The following is a 17,259-nucleotide window of genomic DNA, read 5'->3' as shown; positions in this document are numbered from 1 at the left end:
CCACCAACTATCCCTAAAGAAGGGAAAGGGAATTACGTGTTCGACGTAAACCTCTTCGATGAGCTTCGCATCGGCCTCGCGACCGCCGACGACATCCGCCGCTGGTCCAAGGGCGAGGTGAAGAAGCCGGAGACCATCAACTACCGCACCCTCAAGCCGGAGAAGGACGGCCTGTTCTGCGAGCGGATCTTCGGGCCGACGCGCGACTGGGAGTGCGCCTGCGGGAAGTACAAGCGCGTCCGCTACAAGGGCATCATCTGCGAGCGCTGCGGCGTCGAGGTGACGAAGTCGAAGGTGCGCCGCGAGCGCATGGGCCACATCAACCTGGCCGCCCCGGTCACCCACATCTGGTACTTCAAGGGCGTGCCCTCGCGCCTGGGCTACCTGCTCGACCTCGCGCCGAAGGACCTCGAGCGGATCATCTACTTCGCGGCGAACATCGTTACCTCCGTCGACGAGGAGGCCCGCCACGAGGACCTCGAGGACCTCGAGGCCGACATGCTGCTCGAGAAGCAGGACGTCGAGAAGGACGCCGAGTCTGACGTCGCCGAGCGCCAGCAGAAGCTCGAGGAGGACCTCGCGGAGCTCGAGGCGAACGGCGCGAAGGCCGACGCGAAGCGCAAGGTGCAGAACGCCGCGGAGAAGGAGATCCAGCACATCCGCGACCGCGCCGAGCGCGAGGTCGAGCGCCTCGACGAGGTGTGGCAGACGTTCCAGAAGCTCGCCCCGAAGCAGCTCGTCATCGACGAGAACATCTACGAGGAGCTCGAGGACCGCTACCAGGACTACTTCACCGGCGGGATGGGCGCCGAGGCGATCCAGACGCTCATCCAGAACTTCGACCTCGACGCCGAGGCGGAGCAGCTGCGCGAGACGATCAACAACGGCAAGGGCCAGAAGAAGGCGCGCGCCCTGAAGCGCCTCAAGGTCGTCGCCGCGTTCCAGCGCTCGGGCAACGACCCGGCCGGCATGATCCTCGACGCGATCCCGGTGATCCCGCCGGAGCTGCGCCCGATGGTGCAGCTCGACGGCGGCCGGTTCGCGACCTCGGACCTCAACGACCTCTACCGCCGCGTCATCAACCGCAACAACCGGCTCAAGAGGATGATCGACCTCGGCGCGCCCGAGATCATCGTCAACAACGAGAAGCGCATGCTTCAGGAGTCGGTCGACGCGCTGTTCGACAACGGGCGCCGCGGCCGGCCGGTCGCCGGCCCGGGCAACCGCCCGCTGAAGTCGCTCTCCGACCTGCTCAAGGGCAAGAGCGGCCGCTTCCGCCAGAACCTGCTCGGTAAGCGCGTGGACTACTCGGGCCGCTCGGTGATTATCGTCGGCCCGCAGCTCAAGCTGCACGAGTGCGGCCTGCCGAAGCTCATGGCGCTCGAGCTGTTCAAGCCGTTCGTCATGAAGCGGCTCGTCGAGCACGACTACGCGCAGAACATCAAGTCCGCGAAGCGCATGGTCGAGCGGCAGCGCCCCGAGGTGTGGGACGTGCTCGAGGAGGCCATCGCCGAGCACCCGGTCATGCTCAACCGCGCGCCGACGCTGCACCGCCTGGGCATTCAGGCGTTCGAGCCGAAGCTCGTCGAGGGCAAGGCCATCCAGCTGCACCCGCTGGCCTGCGAGGCGTTCAACGCGGACTTCGACGGCGACCAGATGGCCGTGCACCTGCCGCTCTCGGCGGAGGCGCAGGCCGAGGCCCGCGTGCTCATGCTCGCGTCGAACAACATCCTCTCCCCGGCGTCCGGTAAGCCGCTGGCGATGCCGCGCCTGGATATGGTCACCGGCCTGTACTTCATCACCATGGAGAAGGGCGAGGACAAGATCGGCGGCCAGGGCGCCTACCACCCCGGCGACGAGAACGGCCCCGCGCGCGGCGCCTACTCGTCGATGGCGGAGGCGATCATGGCCTTCGACCGGGGCGTGCTCGGCCTGCAGGCGCCGATCAAGGTCTACCTCGACCACCTTCGCCCGCCGAAGGAGATCGAGGAGGAGCAGTTCCCCGACGGGTGGGAGCGCGGCCAGAAATGGCTCGCCGACACCACGCTCGGCCGGATTCTCTTCAACGAGCTCCTGCCGTGGAACTACCCGTACCTCGAGGGCGTCATGGTCCGTAAGGGCGGCGGCGAGGGCAAGATCCTCCTCGGCGACGTCATCAACGAGCTCGCGGCGCGCTACCCGATGATCACGGTGGCGCAGACGATGGACAAGATGAAGGACGCCGGGTTCTACTGGGCGACCCGCTCCGGCGTGACCATCTCCATTAACGACGTGCTCGTGCTCCCGAACAAGACGGAGATCCTCGAGCGCTACGAGGAGCAGGCCCGCCAGATCGAGCGCAAGTACTGGAACCAGGGCGCGCTCACCGAGCGCGAGCGCTACGACCGCCTCGTGGAACTGTGGAAGGACGCCACCGACGAGGTCGGCCAGGCCGTCGAGGCGCTCTACCCGGACGACAACCCGATCCCGATGATCGTGAAGTCGGGCGCGGCCGGAAACATGCGCCAGATCTGGACGCTCGCCGGCATGAAGGGCATGGTCGTGAACTCGAAGGGTGACTACATCACCCGCCCGATCAAGACCTCCTTCCGCGAGGGCCTGTCGGTTCTCGAGTACTTCAACAACTCGCACGGCTCCCGCAAGGGCCTGGCGGACACCGCGCTGCGCACCGCGGACTCGGGCTACCTCACCCGCCGTCTCGTCGACGTCGCGCAGGACGTCATCGTCCGCGAGGCGGACTGCGGCACCGAGCAGGGCGTGAGCGTCCCGGTCTCCGAGCCGGTGCTCGACGCCGAGGGCAACGTCACCGGGCACGTGCCGCACGACCTCATCGAGACCTCCGTGCAGGGCCGCGTGCTCGCGCTCGACGCGAAGGACGAGGACGGCAACGTCGTGCTCGAGGCCGGCGCCGAGCTCGAGGACGAGAACATCTCCCGCCTCGTCGAGGCTGGCATCGAGCGGGTGCGCGTCCGCTCGGTCATGACCTGCCAGACGGCGACCGGCGTGTGCGCGAAGTGCTACGGCCGCTCGATGGCCTCCGGCGAGCTCGTCGACATCGGCGAGGCGGTCGGCATCGTCGCCGCCCAGTCGATCGGCGAGCCGGGCACCCAGCTGACCATGCGCACGTTCCACCAGGGCGGCGTCGGTGGCGACATCACCGGTGGCCTGCCGCGCGTCCAGGAGCTCTTCGAGGCCCGCGTGCCGAAGAACGTCTCGCCGATCGCGTCGGTCGACGGCACGGTCCACCTCGAGGACGAGGGCAACTTCTACACGGTGCGCATCAGCCCGGACGACGGCGGCGACGACGTCGTCTACGAGAAGCTCTCGAAGCGGCAGGGGCTCGCGCAGGTCAAGCGGCCGATGGAGTCGAACCCGGCGGCGACGATCGAGCGCGCGCTGCGCGACGGCGACCACGTCGAGGCGGGCGACCGCCTCATGCGCGGCGCCGCGGATCCGCACGACGTGCTCGAGGTGCAGGGCCGCCGCGGCGTGGAGAAGCACCTCATCGACGAGGTGCAGACCGTCTATCGCACGCAGGGCGTGGCGATCCACGACAAGCACATCGAGATCATCATCCGCCAGATGCTGCGCCGCGGCACGGTCATCAACTCGGGCTCGACGGAGTACCTGCCCGGCACGCTGGTCGACCTCGCCGAGGCGAAGCAGGCCAACGCCGAGGCGGTCGCCGCCGACGGCGAGCCCGCGGAGCTCCGCAGCGAGATCATGGGCATCACCAAGGCCTCGCTGGCGACCGAGTCCTGGCTGTCGGCCGCCTCCTTCCAGGAGACGACCCGAGTGCTCACCGACGCGGCGATCAACAAGCGCTCCGACAAGCTCATCGGGCTCAAAGAGAACGTCATCATCGGTAAGCTCATCCCGGCCGGCACGGGAATCTCCAAGTACCGGAACATCTCCGTGAAGCCGAGCGACTCGGCGAAGAACGCCGCCTACTCGATCCCCACTTACGGGGACTCGATCTACGGCGACGACGGCTACAGCGAGTTCACCGGCGCGAGCGTCCCGCTCGACGAGGCGTTCGACCTGTAACGCGCGATAGGCGAGTAGCCGCTTAGCGCCCGCCCCCGCTAGCACCCGCTAGCGGGGGCGTTTCGCGTGCCCAGGCCGCTCCCGGTGCTATGGTCACGAAACGTATAAAAATTTCCCCCTAGAAGCCTGTGAGGGCCTGAGAGGATCGCGCGGTGAGAAAACTGTGTTCAGCCGTCGTCGGGCTGGTGGGCGCGCTGGCGCTCGCGGCGTGCGGCGCGAACGCCCCGCAGCAGGAGGCCGTGACCTCGACCACGACCATCCAGCGGGGGGCAGCAGTCGGCCACGCAGCAGGAGCCGCAGGCCCAGGCCCCGAGCAAGCAGAAGAAGGCGTCCCCCGCCGAGACCTGCGATCCCAGCCTTGACCTCATGGAGACCGAGCTCGGCACGTGGCTGCAGGACGGGGCGTTCGCACTGGAGAACACCGACACTGTCCTTCACGTGCAGCTGATCGACAACCAGTTTGATCCCTGCGCGCCGGTGAGTGCGGTCGCCATCCAGGCGGAGAACGGCAGTATCAAGGGCCCGAACAGCACCGTCGGCGCCCGTAGCGGTCTCGTGGTGCCGTTCCACTACGACAAGCCCGCTACAGACCAGCCGCTGCGCACGGTTCTGGGCCCGAAGATCGAGATCACGGAGGACACGGTCAACGTGACCGGCTCGGTGTACAACGGCCTCGCCGAGCCGCCGGGTGAGGAGCACTTCAGCTTCACCCTCGAGGACGATACCTTCACGCCGAGCTACCCGGACGCCGGCGAGGAGCCGGTGGACTTCGGGCACCGTGTTCCCACCGGGAAGTCGGAGCTCAAGCCCCTGGGCAACGTCAACAACCCGTCGAAGAACGCGCGCGAGGTCAGCGCCGACACGGTGTCCTTCCCCTTCGGCTCAGCGGGGCAGACGTTGGCCTGCGACGTGTATTCCCCGGAGATTAAGTGCCTGGACATGGGTAAGGCGCTGCCGTACCAGGAATGCCTGAAGTTCACTCCGGGTGAAGGGGGCGGACAGCAACTGCCCACGCGGTGTGACCGGTTCTTCGTGAACTTCTCCGATCGCAGCGTGCGGTTTGAGGCTGGCACCGACGCCGTTGGGACGCCTACCCCCGTTGAGCGCGGCGACGTCATCAGCGTCAATGATGTCCGGATCGATCTCACCGGTGACGGCGACGTTGTGTTCGAGCGCGACGGCTACGCGGTCCGGGCGAGCGAGGACGGTGTCGTGGAGGTTCCCGCCAGCGAGGGCGACGGCGAGCTGGACACCTCCAAGCACCGCACCGACGTTCCCTTCCTCGACGCGCCGCTGCCCTCGGGCGCGGAGCTCGTCGAGAACCGCGAGGGCTACAACGTCTACAAGGCCGGCCCGACGTCCGCTGAGTTCGCCTCGGCGACGTTCGACGCGTGGCACCAGGCGGACGACACGGACGGTACCGTGACCCTGGACGTCCACAGCCCGGTGACGGGACAGAACTACAAGATGACCTGCGTGAACCAGGGGCACGTGGCGTGCACCGGCGGAAACAACGCGCAGGTGTACATCGAGAAGTAGCCCGACGGGCGCCTAATCCGGCGAGCGTCTCGGCGGGGCCGCTATGGGCACCGCGCGGGCCTCGCCGGCTTTCTCTTCGCCGAGGCCGAAGTTCCCCGGCGGTGGAAGATCCGGAAACCTCGGGGTGTCGGCGTTGCGGTGATAAAAGACTGCGCCCGGCGTTTGCCCGTCGAACCGGGAACCCAACCCGCGCCCGTCCCGCGGCGCACGCCGTGGCCGCACTGGGTGGGAGGGGCTCCAGTATCGTTGATATCTACTGCCCGATACGAGAGTGAAGGAGAGCGGAGGCGATGGCGCGCTCGCAGTGGGACCGAGACGGCGACGATAGGAACCGGGATGGGGACGCCGGGCAGGGCCACTGGCGTTCCGCCCCGGACCACTCGCGCGGCGACGACAGCGCCCCCACCCAGAAGTTCCCCTCGGTGGGCGGGCCCGACGACCCGGACGCCACGCGGGTGCTGCGGGACGAGACCCGCTACTACCCGCAGGCGGACCAGCGCCGCTCCGAGCCCACCCAGGTGTTCCCCTCGGCGACGCGGTCCTATCAGCAGTCCAGCTACATCCCGCCCCAGGATGGCGGCGACGACTGGGACGAGGACGACGAGCGGGGCTCGTCGAACGGCACGACCGTCGCGACCGTCATCGCGGTGATCCTCGCCATCGGTCTCGCCGCGGTGGCCGGCTGGCTCGCGTGGGACCGCTGGGGCTCGGGCGGGGAGCCCGCCGCCACGACGACGGCCCCCGGCACGGAGACGACCATCGTCACGGAGACCACCACCGTCGAGGAGGCCCCCGAGCAGCCGGCGGAGCCGACCACGACGGAGACGCAGCCCGGCCCGCCCCCGCCGCCGGAGGGCGCCGAGGAGGTCCTCTCCAACCGCCATGCCACGGTCTACCGGGTCGAGCCCACCTCCGAGGAGTTCGCCGAGGCGGTCTACGACGCGTGGCGCGACGAGGATTCCCCCACCGGTGCCTTCGCCCTCGAGGCGTCCAGCTCGGTGACGGGCCAGGATTACGTGATGCAGTGCTCCGGGGAGGAGCGCATCGAGTGCTTCGGCGGGGAGAACGGCCACGTCATCATCGATCCGAAGCGCCGGTAGCGCCCCGCCGGGCGCGAACGCCCGGCGGGCCCGCGGCCGAGACCGGCACACGAGCTCGGTGCCCTTGCGGCCTCGGGAAGGGACACAGAAATGACCTACACGCGTACCGTGCGGCGCAGCGTCGGCGCGACGGCGCTGGCCGCGGCGCTCGCGCTGGCCGGGTGCTGGGGCTCCGGGGAGCCGGAGCCCGAGGCCAAGGTGACGGAGACGAGCACCGTGACCACGACGGTGACGACGTCGCCCGCCACGCCGCCCGAGGCACCCAACGACGAGCCCGACGAGATCACCGAGGCCCTGAGCGAGGCGATCGACGGCGTCCTTAGCGCCCACGGCGGGGAGGCCGCCGTCGTCGTCTTCGCCCCCGAGGCGGAGGCCGCCGCAGGGGAGGTCGGCGACGACACGGCCTGGTCGACGATGAAGGTCCCAGTGGCGATGGCCGCGCTCGCCGAGGGCGCCGGCAGCGCGGCGGACGTCGACGCGGCGCTGCGGGCCTCGGACAACGAGGCGGCCGAGCGGCTGTGGCAGGCGCTCGGCCCCGGCCGCGAGGCCGCCGCGAAGGCCGAGGCGCAGATCGGGCGCCTCGCGCCGGCCCCGGCGGTGCCCGCGGCCGCGCCGAGGCCGGGGTTTAGCGCCTTCGGGCAGACCCAGTGGGCGCTCGCCGACCAGGCGCGCTTCGCCTACGAGCTGCCCTGCGACGCGCTCGGCCGCGACATCCTCCGGCCCTTAAGCGCCCCCGCGGAGGGGCTCGGCTTCGGGCTCTCCGGGGTCGAGGTGCCCGCGAAGGCCGGCTGGGGGCCGGACGAGGGCGGCCGCTACCTCGTGCGACAGTTCGGCCGGGTCGAGGGCTTCGGCGTGGCCGTCGCCGTGCGGCCCGCGGCAGGCACCTTCGAGGCGGGTCAGGCGGCGCTGACCGACCTGGCCGGGGCGCTGCCGAGCGCCCTCGTGGGCCGCGCCGACGGCTGCGAGGCCCGCTAGAGGCGGAGCCCGAAGCCTCCCGCCGCGGGCCCGCCGGCTGGTCAATGCCGGCGCCGGGGGAGCGGATTCTCCCTATACTGACCACCACTGGCCGACGACGTAAAGAAGAGAGCAGAAGATGGCGGGCTCGCAGTGGGGTAGTCCCCGGGAGGACAACGCCCCCGACGAGGCGGCGGACACCCGGGCAGGGGAGGGCACCGAGGGCTCCGCGCCCAGCGTGGACGACACCCCCACCGACGAGTTTCCCACGGTGCCCGAGGAGGTCGATTCCGACTCCCCCGACGACGCCGGGCTGTGGGGCTTCTACGCGCAGGCCGCCGCGGATGCCGACGACGCCGGCGTCGCCGAGGAGTGGCCCGACGGCGGGGATCTCGACGCCTACGCGGCTAACGACGCCGTGTCTTACGGAATCGCCGACGCGGCCGTCGCCGAGCACGACGGCGACGAGGAGGACAAGTCCTCGCGAGGCCTGTCCGCGGGGACGGTCGTCATGGTTATCCTCATCGTCGCGCTGCCGGCGGCCGCCGGCTGGGTCGCGTGGGACAGGTGGGGGCCCGGCGGGCGGGGTCTGGCTGGCCCCGCCTCGGAGGTACCCACGACCTACGTCACCGTGGTCGAGGATCCCGAGGAGGTCGCTGAGCCCGGGGCCGCGGAGGGCGAGCAGGGCGCCGCGGGGGAGCCCGAGGGCGCCCCTGCCGCGGACGCCGAGGTGGTGGAGCAGCCGCGCCAGCCGCTGCCCGCCGGGGCGCTGCTGGTCTCCGAGGACGAGGGCGCCGCGGTCTTTCGGCAGGGCCCAACTTCTGAAGCGTTCGCGCTCGCGGTCTACCAGGGGTGGCAGTCGATGGGCCGGCCCGGGGATCCTTCACCGTCAACGCGTACAGCCCGGTGACCGGCCTCAACTACACCATGTCGTGCCAGGGCGACGCGCGGATCCACTGCACCGGCGGGCGCGACGCGCACGTCATCATCGACCGCAAGTAACCAGCACTTCGGCCCGTCGCCGGGGCCGTCCGACGGTCAAAAACTCCGACGCCGCCGGCGACGTCGGCCGCAGAAGGTCCGGTCGGTAGCGCTGCGGCGGCGCACCGATGTGGTGACGACGATCGTTGAACTCGCGGCGGGCGGGTGCCCGGGCTCCAGAGGACCGTGCGCGGTGCGTCGGGGGAGTCGCCGGCACCGCGAACCGGCCAGCAGTGGCGCCGGTCGGGCCGCCGGCGGATTGGCCAACGGGCCTATGGCGGCGTATCCTCCCACGAGGATCAATCTCCCCAATGGTTCTCCGCTCGCCGGAGGCCGGCAGGGGGGTACGAGAAGGGGACCGGGAAACCGGGCCCCGTGATCAACCGGCAGGACCCCGGATTCGAAGAGTCCCGCCACTCGTCGTGCGCTGGCGCGCCTCGCGGGCCGGCGGGCGGGACACCCTTCCGGGGCGCCGGTTGGTCGGGTCCGACCGTAAGAACAGAAGGAAGGCGGCTATGCCAACTATCCAGCAGCTGGTCCGCAAGGGCCGGCGCAGCAAGTCGAACAAGGTGTCCACCGCGGGCCTCAAGGGCTCGCCGCAGCGCCGCGGCGTGTGCACCCGCGTCTACACGGCCACCCCGAAGAAGCCGAACTCGGCGCTCCGTAAGGTCGCCCGTGTCCGGCTCACCTCGGGCTACGAGGTCTCCGCCTACATCCCGGGCGAGGGCCACAACCTGCAGGAGCACTCCATGGTGCTCGTCCGCGGCGGCCGCGTGAAGGACCTCCCGGGCGTGCGCTACCGCATCGTCCGCGGCGCCCTCGACACGCAGGGCGTGAAGGACCGCAAGCAGGCTCGTTCCCGCTACGGCGCGAAGAAGGAGAAGTAAGCGATGCGTAAGTCCAGGGCTCCCAAGCGCGAACTCGTCAAGGATCCGGTCTACGACTCCGAGCTGGTCACCCAGCTGGTCAACAAGATCCTCAAGGACGGCAAGAAGTCCACCGCGCAGAACATCGTCTACACCGCGCTCGAGCAGTGCCGCACCAAGACCGGCACCGACCCGGTCGGCACCCTCGAGAAGGCGCTGGGCAACATCCGCCCCGACCTCGAGGTCCGCTCCCGCCGCGTCGGCGGCGCGACCTACCAGGTCCCGGTCGAGGTTAAGCCCGGCCGCTCGACGACGCTGGCGCTGCGTTGGCTCGTCACCTACACCCGCCAGCGCCGCGAGCACGACATGACCGATCGGCTCGCCAACGAGATCCTCGACGCCTCCAACGGCCTCGGCGCCGCGGTGAAGCGCCGCGAGGACACCCACAAGATGGCCGAGGCGAACCGCGCGTTCGCTCACTACCGCTGGTAGCCATCGACACTAGGCGCCGCAGCCTTCAACACCAGGGTTGCGGCGCCCGGCGCCGGGCCCGGGCCGCTACGATACTGAGGTGGCGCCCAGGCGGGATGTCGCCCGTACGGGCCGTGACGCGGTAACTTTCCATCGATGACGCTTTCGTTCGCGCCTTTGCGCGTGCCGGCCGGCAGCGCGCGGGCGTGCGGCGTCGACGAGACACAAATGGGGTATGAACTGTGGCACAAGAAGTGCTCAAGGACCTGAAGAAGGTCCGCAACATCGGCATCATGGCGCACATCGATGCCGGCAAGACCACCACGACCGAGCGCATCCTCTACTACACGGGCATCAACCGTAAGGTCGGCGAGACCCACGATGGCGCCTCCACCACCGACTGGATGGACCAGGAGAAGGAGCGCGGCATCACCATTACGTCGGCCGCGGTGACCTGCTTCTGGGGCGACCACCAGATCAACATCATCGACACGCCCGGCCACGTCGACTTCACCGTCGAGGTGGAGCGCTCGCTGCGCGTTCTCGATGGCGCTGTCGCCGTTTTCGACGGCAAGGAGGGCGTCGAGCCGCAGTCCGAGCAGGTGTGGCGTCAGGCGGAGAAGTACGACGTCCCGCGTATCTGTTTCGTCAACAAGATGGACAAGCTGGGCGCGGACTTCTACTACACCGTTGACACCATCGTCGAGCGCCTGGGCGCAACCCCGCTCGTCATGCAGCTTCCGATCGGCGCGGAGGACGACTTCGACGGCGTCGTCGACCTCGTCGAGATGAAGGCGCACGTCTGGCCGGGCAAGGTCGACGTCGGCGCCGAGCCGGAGGTCCGCGAGATCCCGGACGACCTCAAGGAGCGCGCCGAGGAGTACCGCGAGAAGCTCATCGAGCAGGTCGCGGAGTCCGACGAGGAGCTCATGGAGAAGTACTTCGCCGGCGAGGAGCTCACCCTCGACGAGATCCGGGGTGCGATTCGCAAGCTCACCGTCAACTCCGAGGTCTTCCCCGTGTTCTGCGGTACCGCGTACCGCAACAAGGGCGTCCAGCCGGTGCTCGACGCGATCGTCGAGTACCTGCCGAACCCGACGGATGTCGGCGAGGTCACCGGCCACGCCGTCGACGACGAGGAGAAGGAGCTCACCCGCAAGCCGAGCGACGACGAGCCGCTCTCCGCGCTGGCGTTCAAGATCGCCGCGCACCCGTTCTTCGGCAAGCTCACCTTCTTGCGCCTCTACTCGGGCACCGCGGAGCCGGGCGAGCAGGTCCTCAACGCGACGAAGGGCCACAAGGAGCGCATCGGCAAGCTCTTCCAGATGCACGCCAACAAGGAGAACCCGGTCGAGAAGGCCCACGCCGGCAACATCTACGCCGTCGTCGGCCTGAAGAACACCTCGACGGGTGACACCCTGTCCGCGCAGAACGCGCCGATCATCCTCGAGTCCATGGACTTCCCGGACCCGGTCATCAAGGTCTCCATCGAGCCGAAGTCGAAGGCCGACCAGGAGAAGCTGGGCACCGCGATCCAGAAGCTCTCCGAGGAGGACCCGACCTTCACCGTCGAGCTCGACGAGGAGTCCGGCCAGACCGTCATCGGCGGCATGGGCGAGCTGCACCTCGACGTGTTCGTCGACCGCATGCGCCGCGAGTTCAAGGTCGAGGCGAACGTCGGCGCCCCGCAGGTCGCCTACCGCGAGACGATCCGCAAGCCGGTGGAGAAGGTCGAGTACACCCACAAGAAGCAGACGGGTGGCTCCGGCCAGTTCGCGAAGGTCATCGTCAGCTTCGAGCCCTACAACCCGGACCCGGAGGAGCTCGAGGAGGGCGAGAGCCCGGTCTACAAGTTCGTCAACGAGGTGACCGGCGGCCGCGTGCCGAAGGAGTACATCCCGTCCGTCGACGAGGGCATCAAGGACGCGATGCAGTACGGCTTCCTCGCGGGCTTCCCGCTCGTGAACCTCAAGGCCACGCTGCTCGACGGCCAGTACCACGACGTCGACTCCTCGGAGATGGCGTTCAAGATCGCCGGCTCCCAGGCCTTCAAGGAGGGCGTCGCGCGCGCGAAGCCGACCCTGCTCGAGCCCCTCATGGCGGTGGAGATCACCACCCCGGAGGAGTACATGGGCGAGGTCATCGGCGACGTGAACTCGCGCCGCGGTCAGGTCTCCTCCATGGAGGACCGCGGCGGTGCGAAGGTCGTCAAGGCCAAGGTGCCGCTCTCTGAGATGTTCGGCTACGTCGGCGACCTGCGCTCCAAGACGCAGGGCCGCGCGAACTACACGATGGTCTTCGACTCCTACGGCGAGGTGCCGCAGAGCGTCGCCCAGGAGATCATCGACGAGCGCAACGGCAACTCCGCCGCGTAGGCTGCGCGACCACGGCGCCCCGACGCCAGTGACTTTCGGGGCGCCGCCGCCGGGCGGGGAGCCCGGCGGGTCGTGCCGGCCCGCCGAGCGCGCCGTGAAGCCCCATTGTTCCCGGGGCGGCGCGTTGGGCGGGCCGGCATGGCCGGCCGTTTCTCCCCGCGGCACGATCGGTTGCATGCCCGGTGACCGGCGGCTAAGGGCGTTTGAAAAACGCCTACCTTATCTCTACGATAAGGAAACTGGCACAATGTGTAATCGTCATCCCAGCAGGTCGGCGGCGTAGAGACCCGTTCGTGGCTGGCGAAGGATGGCCCGTAAACGAGCGGGGGCGCGTCGACCGCGTGCTCCCGAGAACGTCCAGGAGGACTTACTGTGGCAAAGGAAAAGTTCGAGCGTAACAAGCCGCACCTGAACATCGGCACCATCGGTCACGTCGACCACGGCAAGACGACGACCACTGCCGCGATCACCAAGGTGCTGGCGGACAAGTACCCCGAGGAGAACACGGCCTTCGCCTTCGACACCATCGACAAGGCGCCGGAGGAGAAGGAGCGTGGGATCACGATCAACATCTCCCACGTCGAGTACTCCACCCCGAAGCGTCACTACGCTCACGTCGACGCCCCGGGCCACGCCGACTACATCAAGAACATGATCACCGGCGCGGCGCAGATGGACGGCGCGATCCTCGTCGTGGCCGCCACCGACGGCCCGATGCCGCAGACCCGCGAGCACGTGCTGCTCGCCCGCCAGGTGGGCGTGCCCTACATCCTCGTCGCCCTCAACAAGTGCGACATGCCCGACGTCGACGACGAGATCGTCGAGCTCGTCGAGATGGAGGTCCGCGAGCTCCTCGCCGACCAGGACTACGATGAGGACGCCCCGATCGTCCACATCTCCGCTCTCAAGGCCCTCGAGGGCGACGAGAAGTGGGTCCAGTCCATCGTCGACCTCATGGACGCCTGCGACGAGTCCATCCCGGACCCGGAGCGCGAGACCGACAAGCCGTTCCTCATGCCGATCGAGGACATCTTCACCATCACCGGCCGCGGCACGGTTGTCACCGGCCGTGTCGAGCGTGGCGCCCTGAACGTCAACGACGACGTCGACATCATCGGCATCCGCGAGAAGACCCAGAAGACCACGGTCACCTCGATCGAGATGTTCAACAAGCTCCTCGACTCCGCCGAGGCCGGCGACAACGCCGCCCTCCTGCTCCGCGGCCTCAAGCGCGAGGACGTCGAGCGCGGCCAGGTCGTCACCGCCCCGGGCGCGTACTCGACCCACACGAAGTTCGAGGGCCAGGTCTACGTCCTCTCCAAGGACGAGGGCGGCCGCCACACCCCGTTCTTCAACAACTACCGTCCGCAGTTCTACTTCCGCACCACCGACGTCACCGGCGTCGTGTCGCTGAAGGAGGGCACCGAGATGGTCATGCCGGGCGACAACGTCGACATCGACGTCGAGCTCATCCAGCCCGTCGCCATGGACGAGGGCCTGCGCTTCGCGATCCGCGAGGGCTCCCGCACCGTCGGCGCCGGCCGCGTCACCAAGATCTACGACTAAGTAGAGGCAGCCACCCCCGGAGAGCCGAACAACCGGCAGCCGCGGGAGGGTGACACCGGGCCCGCCCCAGCCAAGCGCTGGGGCGGGCCCTTTTTGTCGTCGCAACGCGCGGATCGAGCATCGACCTCAGGACTGTGTCGAGGGTTCTAAGCGCGTGGCCTGACGGGACAAGGAAAGGACGTGGGCAAGAGTGCAGGACCCGGAGCGCATCGACGGGGTGCTCGAGGCGGTGCGCCGCGCGTGGCGCGGCCAGCCGGACCTCAGCCTCGCGACGTTGTTCGCGATGCTCGCGAACGAGGGCCTCGGTTGGGGCACGGACGACGAGCGCCTCGTGAGGCGGCTGAATGAACTCGCCGACGCCCGCCCCGCGGAGCTCCCCGACGGATTCGGGCGCGTCGCGATGATCGACTGCGAGCAGCCTGCCGCCCGCGTCACCATCGACGGGCGCGCGAAAGCGGTGACGGTGGTGCCCGCGGCTGACCCCGCGCGCGCCACCGCGTGGCGCTACGGGCGCCTCGGGACGGTGGCCGTCGGCTGGCCGGTCGCGGTCTACGACGAGGAGGGCATCCGTCACCGGTTGGGCGTGTGCCGCGCGATCGCCGTGGCGGCCCGGCTGCCCAGGGCCTCTCTCGGCGGGTTGACGCCCGAGAAGCTGGGGGAGGAGCGCTACCTCGTCGACGTCGAGGACGGGACGGACGGGGCGCCCGCCGCCCCCGAGGGTGCGCACGACGAGTCACCGGGGCCTGGGGTCGGGCGCCGGCTGCTCGTCGCCAGGCGCATGACGGTCGTCGACGCGCATCGCCGCGAGACCGCGCGGCGGAGGATCACCTGGCAAAGAATCGAGGCCCTCGAGGCGGGCGGGCCGGTGCTCGTCGTCGACGGCGGCGGACGGCGGCGCTACCTCGGCGTCGCGCGCGCCGTCCACCCCGTGGACCTCCCCGAGGCGGGGTAGCGCCGAGCCCCGCTCCGGGCTGTTACTTGTTGCGGGAGGACTCGGTGGGCACCGGCGCGAGCCGGACCCTAAACCGGCTGTCGACCTCGACGCCGGGGATCGCTACGCGCAGGTCCTCCTCGGCCTGGTCGATGTCGCCGGCGAGCTCGAGGAGGGGGACGCCGGCCTCGGCGTCGATGGTCCACTCCATCGTCGGGCGCCGCCGGTCCATCGCCACGCGCGTGGCGACCCGGGTGACGCCCTCGCGCTCCTCGAGGACCGAGGCGACGGCTGCGGCGATCCGGTTGAGCGACAGCGTCACCGACCCGAGGTCCCCGGACTCGCGGGAGCGGACGATGTTGAAGCCCCGCCGGCGGAGATTCGCGACAGCGAGCCACGCGCCGAGCGCGGCGAGGACGATCCCGCCGAACAGAGCCGCCGCGGGGAACCACGGCTCCGCGACGGTCGATTCCAGGCTGCCCGAGGACAGCGCGTCGGCGATGGTCTCGGCTGCGGGGAGCCCTGCCGCGAGGCCCCCGAGAACCGCGGCGGCGGCGAGCAGCGCGAGGCCGACGAGACCCACGAGGAGCCGGTCGATGCTGGCGATGACGTGTCCCACGGCTTAGTTCCTTCCCTTGGCGTTGCTGCTCTCGGCCCGGTCCTCGCCGGGGGGCTGGTCGACGACCGGGCCGCCGGGCTCGTCGGCCTCGTCGTGGCCGTGCCGCGTGGGGATCGCGGCGGTGACGTCGGCTGCGGTGCGCTGGCCCTGCGCGCGGGCGTCCGCGTCGTCGAGCGGCGCGCGCCTGGCGCTCACCTGCAGCCGGTACTCGCCGCCGAGTGCCGGCAGGAGCCGCCGGTTGAGGGTGTCGCGGAGCTCCTCGGCGAGAGCGTCGCCGTCGCGGTCGACGAGCGTCTCGCAGACGATGGTGCGGCCCCGCACCGTCGTCGTCGCCTGGGTGACGCCGGGGACGGTCTTCGCGAGGTGGGTGCTGTGCCGGGCCACGTCGACGGGGCGCAGCCAGCCGGGCGCGTCGCTGCCGAGCCGCCGCCACGGCCGCGGTCGGGGTTTCAGCGCCGAGATCCCTAGCAGCACGCCGAGGGCGGCGAGCGCGGCGGCGATGAGCACGAGAAGCCACGGCGCGGTCGAGCCCACCCCGGCGACCGCGCGGATCGCCGGCGCGATGATCGAGCTGCCTCGGTCGAGCCAGCCGGCGATGGCGTCGATGGCGACGGCGATGCCGCCGGCGAGCGCCGCCAGCCCGAGGAGCAGGGCCCACCAGCGCACCCCCGGGGAGGGTCGGGGCTCGAGGGGCTCGGTGGTGTTCGGATCGCTCATCGAGAGCCGTCTCCTCTCGTAGTTGGGGCCGGCGAGGCAGCGACGCGGATGACGGATGGTGCGGGCGGCGTCACGACCCGCACCGGGCGGGACGACGGCGATCCGGTCGGCGCCGTCACCCGCACCACGGGCGCCGTGCGGGGCGCTCGGACCGGGAGGACGCGAGCCGAGGCCGGCGCGGCGACCCGCGCGACGGGGACCGGCCGGGGCGCCGCGGCCCTCGCCACAACGATGGGCAGGGGTGCAGCGACCCGGCGGGGCTTGGCCCCCGCTCGGGCGCCGATCCTCGGGCTACGCGCGGCGGGCTCGCGGAGGGACACGGGTCGAAGCGGCGCCCAGGTCGCGGCGTGCGGGTGGCGGGCGACGTAGCGGGGCCGCCAGACGGGAAGTGCGCGGGCGTGGGCGGGCGCAACCTGCGGGCGGCGCTTCGCGGCGGCGACGTCCCGCTCGGTGAGGCGGCGCGGGGCGCGCTCGGCGTAGCCGACCTCGACGTCGACGGCGCGTGCCTCGAGGCCGGCCATCGCGTCGAGCCATTCTGCGATGGTCTCCTGGACGGCGCGGGCGATGGCGACCGCGGGCGCGGGCCAGACGATCGCGATGTGGGCCTCGACGTCGGCGCGGGTGGAGGCGTCGTTGACACGCACGTCGAAGCGGGGGAAGCGCCTACCGGTCACCCGGTCGAGGCCGCCGCCGTGCTCGGTGACGCCGGGCACGCTCGCGGCGGCGCGCTCGACGATGCGGGTGAGCGCCCGAGGGCTGATCCTGACGCGGCCGGCGGGATCGTCGGGCGCGCTCACCCGCGGCCCCCGCGCCCGCTCGAGCGCGCGGAGTCAACGACGGCGCGCAGGTTGATCCGCCCGTCGAGGTGCGCGCCGATGACGGCGCCGATCCCGCCGAGCACGAGGGCAAGGAGGAAGCCGGCGGCGCCACCGAGGATGATTGCGAGCGCCAGGCCGAGGCCGATGAGGATGCCGTGTGCGGTGTGGTTCTTCATGTCGCTGGAAATTCCCGATCTCTACGTGGGGAAGGGCGGTCCCCGCCCGCCCGGTAAAGGCGGCCGGGGCGGCGGGGGGGGGTGTCCCTATGTCTGGTG

The 17,259-nt window shown here is 70.3% G+C and carries 14 protein-coding genes; 10 read left to right on the top strand and 4 right to left on the bottom strand.

Annotated features, from left to right (window positions below; genetic code table 11):
* Positions 1–36 precede the first annotated feature (36 nt).
* The 10 genes from HMPREF9719_RS07875 to HMPREF9719_RS07830 all read left to right on the top strand — a co-directional run bounded on the left by HMPREF9719_RS07875 (position 37) and on the right by HMPREF9719_RS07830 (position 14,851).
* Positions 37–4,047 (top strand): DNA-directed RNA polymerase subunit beta', encoded by a 4,011-nt coding sequence (locus HMPREF9719_RS07875; protein ID WP_004601464.1) that lies wholly within the window; start codon positions 37–39, stop codon positions 4,045–4,047.
* Between the two features lie 366 nt (positions 4,048–4,413).
* Positions 4,414–5,586, top strand: coding sequence for a hypothetical protein (locus tag HMPREF9719_RS07870; RefSeq protein WP_004601463.1), 1,173 nt, complete (start codon positions 4,414–4,416; stop codon positions 5,584–5,586).
* Between the two features lie 290 nt (positions 5,587–5,876).
* Entirely contained in the window at positions 5,877–6,686 is an 810-nt protein-coding gene (locus HMPREF9719_RS07865) for a hypothetical protein (RefSeq protein ID WP_004601462.1), read from the top strand.
* A gap of 90 nt (positions 6,687–6,776) precedes the next feature.
* The gene (locus HMPREF9719_RS09335) at positions 6,777–7,661 is read left to right on the top strand and encodes a hypothetical protein (RefSeq protein ID WP_004601461.1); all 885 of its coding nucleotides are present in this window, start codon (positions 6,777–6,779) and stop codon (positions 7,659–7,661) included.
* Positions 7,662–7,779: 118 nt separating this feature from the next.
* Positions 7,780–8,550: a hypothetical protein gene (locus HMPREF9719_RS07855; RefSeq protein WP_004601460.1), complete on the top strand. Its 771-nt coding sequence runs from the start codon at positions 7,780–7,782 to the stop codon at positions 8,548–8,550.
* Between the two features lie 586 nt (positions 8,551–9,136).
* Positions 9,137–9,508 carry a 30S ribosomal protein S12 gene (rpsL, locus tag HMPREF9719_RS07850; RefSeq protein ID WP_004601458.1) on the top strand — a complete coding sequence of 124 codons (372 nt, stop codon included), beginning with the start codon at positions 9,137–9,139 and terminating at the stop codon, positions 9,506–9,508.
* Positions 9,509–9,511: 3 nt separating this feature from the next.
* A complete protein-coding gene (rpsG, locus tag HMPREF9719_RS07845) occupies positions 9,512–9,979 on the top strand; it encodes a 30S ribosomal protein S7 (RefSeq protein WP_004601457.1) in 468 nt (155 codons plus the stop codon).
* A 221-nt stretch (positions 9,980–10,200) separates the two neighbouring features.
* The gene (gene fusA, locus HMPREF9719_RS07840) at positions 10,201–12,333 is read left to right on the top strand and encodes an elongation factor G (protein ID WP_004602013.1); all 2,133 of its coding nucleotides are present in this window, start codon (positions 10,201–10,203) and stop codon (positions 12,331–12,333) included.
* 372 nt (positions 12,334–12,705) lie between these two features.
* Entirely contained in the window at positions 12,706–13,899 is a 1,194-nt protein-coding gene (gene tuf, locus HMPREF9719_RS07835) for an elongation factor Tu (RefSeq protein ID WP_004601455.1), read from the top strand.
* Positions 13,900–14,089: 190 nt separating this feature from the next.
* Positions 14,090–14,851 carry a hypothetical protein gene (locus HMPREF9719_RS07830; protein ID WP_004601454.1) on the top strand — a complete coding sequence of 254 codons (762 nt, stop codon included), beginning with the start codon at positions 14,090–14,092 and terminating at the stop codon, positions 14,849–14,851.
* Positions 14,852–14,873: 22 nt separating this feature from the next.
* Here HMPREF9719_RS07830 and HMPREF9719_RS07825 read toward each other — a convergent pair whose 3' ends face one another.
* Genes HMPREF9719_RS07825 through HMPREF9719_RS07810 form a run of 4 tightly spaced genes read right to left on the bottom strand, consistent with a single transcriptional unit; the run spans position 14,874 to position 17,160 of the window.
* Complete coding sequence (locus HMPREF9719_RS07825; protein ID WP_004601453.1) at positions 14,874–15,449, bottom strand: alkaline shock response membrane anchor protein AmaP; 576 nt, start codon at positions 15,447–15,449, stop codon at positions 14,874–14,876.
* Between the two features lie 3 nt (positions 15,450–15,452).
* Positions 15,453–16,166, bottom strand: coding sequence for a hypothetical protein (locus tag HMPREF9719_RS07820; RefSeq protein WP_004601452.1), 714 nt, complete (start codon positions 16,164–16,166; stop codon positions 15,453–15,455).
* Positions 16,163–16,963: an Asp23/Gls24 family envelope stress response protein gene (locus HMPREF9719_RS07815; RefSeq protein ID WP_004601451.1), complete on the bottom strand. Its 801-nt coding sequence runs from the start codon at positions 16,961–16,963 to the stop codon at positions 16,163–16,165. Before HMPREF9719_RS07815 ends, HMPREF9719_RS07820 begins: the two co-directional genes overlap by 4 nt.
* Complete coding sequence (locus HMPREF9719_RS07810) at positions 16,960–17,160, bottom strand: hypothetical protein (protein ID WP_004601450.1); 201 nt, start codon at positions 17,158–17,160, stop codon at positions 16,960–16,962. The genes HMPREF9719_RS07815 and HMPREF9719_RS07810 overlap by 4 nt, the downstream gene beginning before the upstream one ends.
* Positions 17,161–17,259 lie beyond the last annotated feature (99 nt).

It is taken from the genome of Corynebacterium otitidis ATCC 51513, from assembly GCF_000296405.1.
Classification (GTDB): domain Bacteria; phylum Actinomycetota; class Actinomycetes; order Mycobacteriales; family Mycobacteriaceae; genus Corynebacterium; species Corynebacterium otitidis.
Note: the sequence above shows the minus strand (reverse complement) of the source record. Positions and strands in the feature narration are given on the sequence as shown.

Coding starts and splice junctions, on each gene's coding strand:
- rpsL (WP_004601458.1), top strand. CDS start 9,137: ATGCCAACTATCCAGCAGCTGGTCCGCAAGGGCCGGCGCAGCAAGTCG.
- HMPREF9719_RS07810 (WP_004601450.1), bottom strand. CDS start 17,160: ATGAAGAACCACACCGCACACGGCATCCTCATCGGCCTCGGCCTGGCG.
- rpsG (WP_004601457.1), top strand. CDS start 9,512: ATGCGTAAGTCCAGGGCTCCCAAGCGCGAACTCGTCAAGGATCCGGTC.
- HMPREF9719_RS07865 (WP_004601462.1), top strand. CDS start 5,877: ATGGCGCGCTCGCAGTGGGACCGAGACGGCGACGATAGGAACCGGGAT.
- HMPREF9719_RS09335 (WP_004601461.1), top strand. CDS start 6,777: ATGACCTACACGCGTACCGTGCGGCGCAGCGTCGGCGCGACGGCGCTG.
- HMPREF9719_RS07855 (WP_004601460.1), top strand. CDS start 7,780: ATGGCGGGCTCGCAGTGGGGTAGTCCCCGGGAGGACAACGCCCCCGAC.
- HMPREF9719_RS07870 (WP_004601463.1), top strand. CDS start 4,414: ATGGAGACCGAGCTCGGCACGTGGCTGCAGGACGGGGCGTTCGCACTG.
- HMPREF9719_RS07820 (WP_004601452.1), bottom strand. CDS start 16,166: ATGAGCGATCCGAACACCACCGAGCCCCTCGAGCCCCGACCCTCCCCG.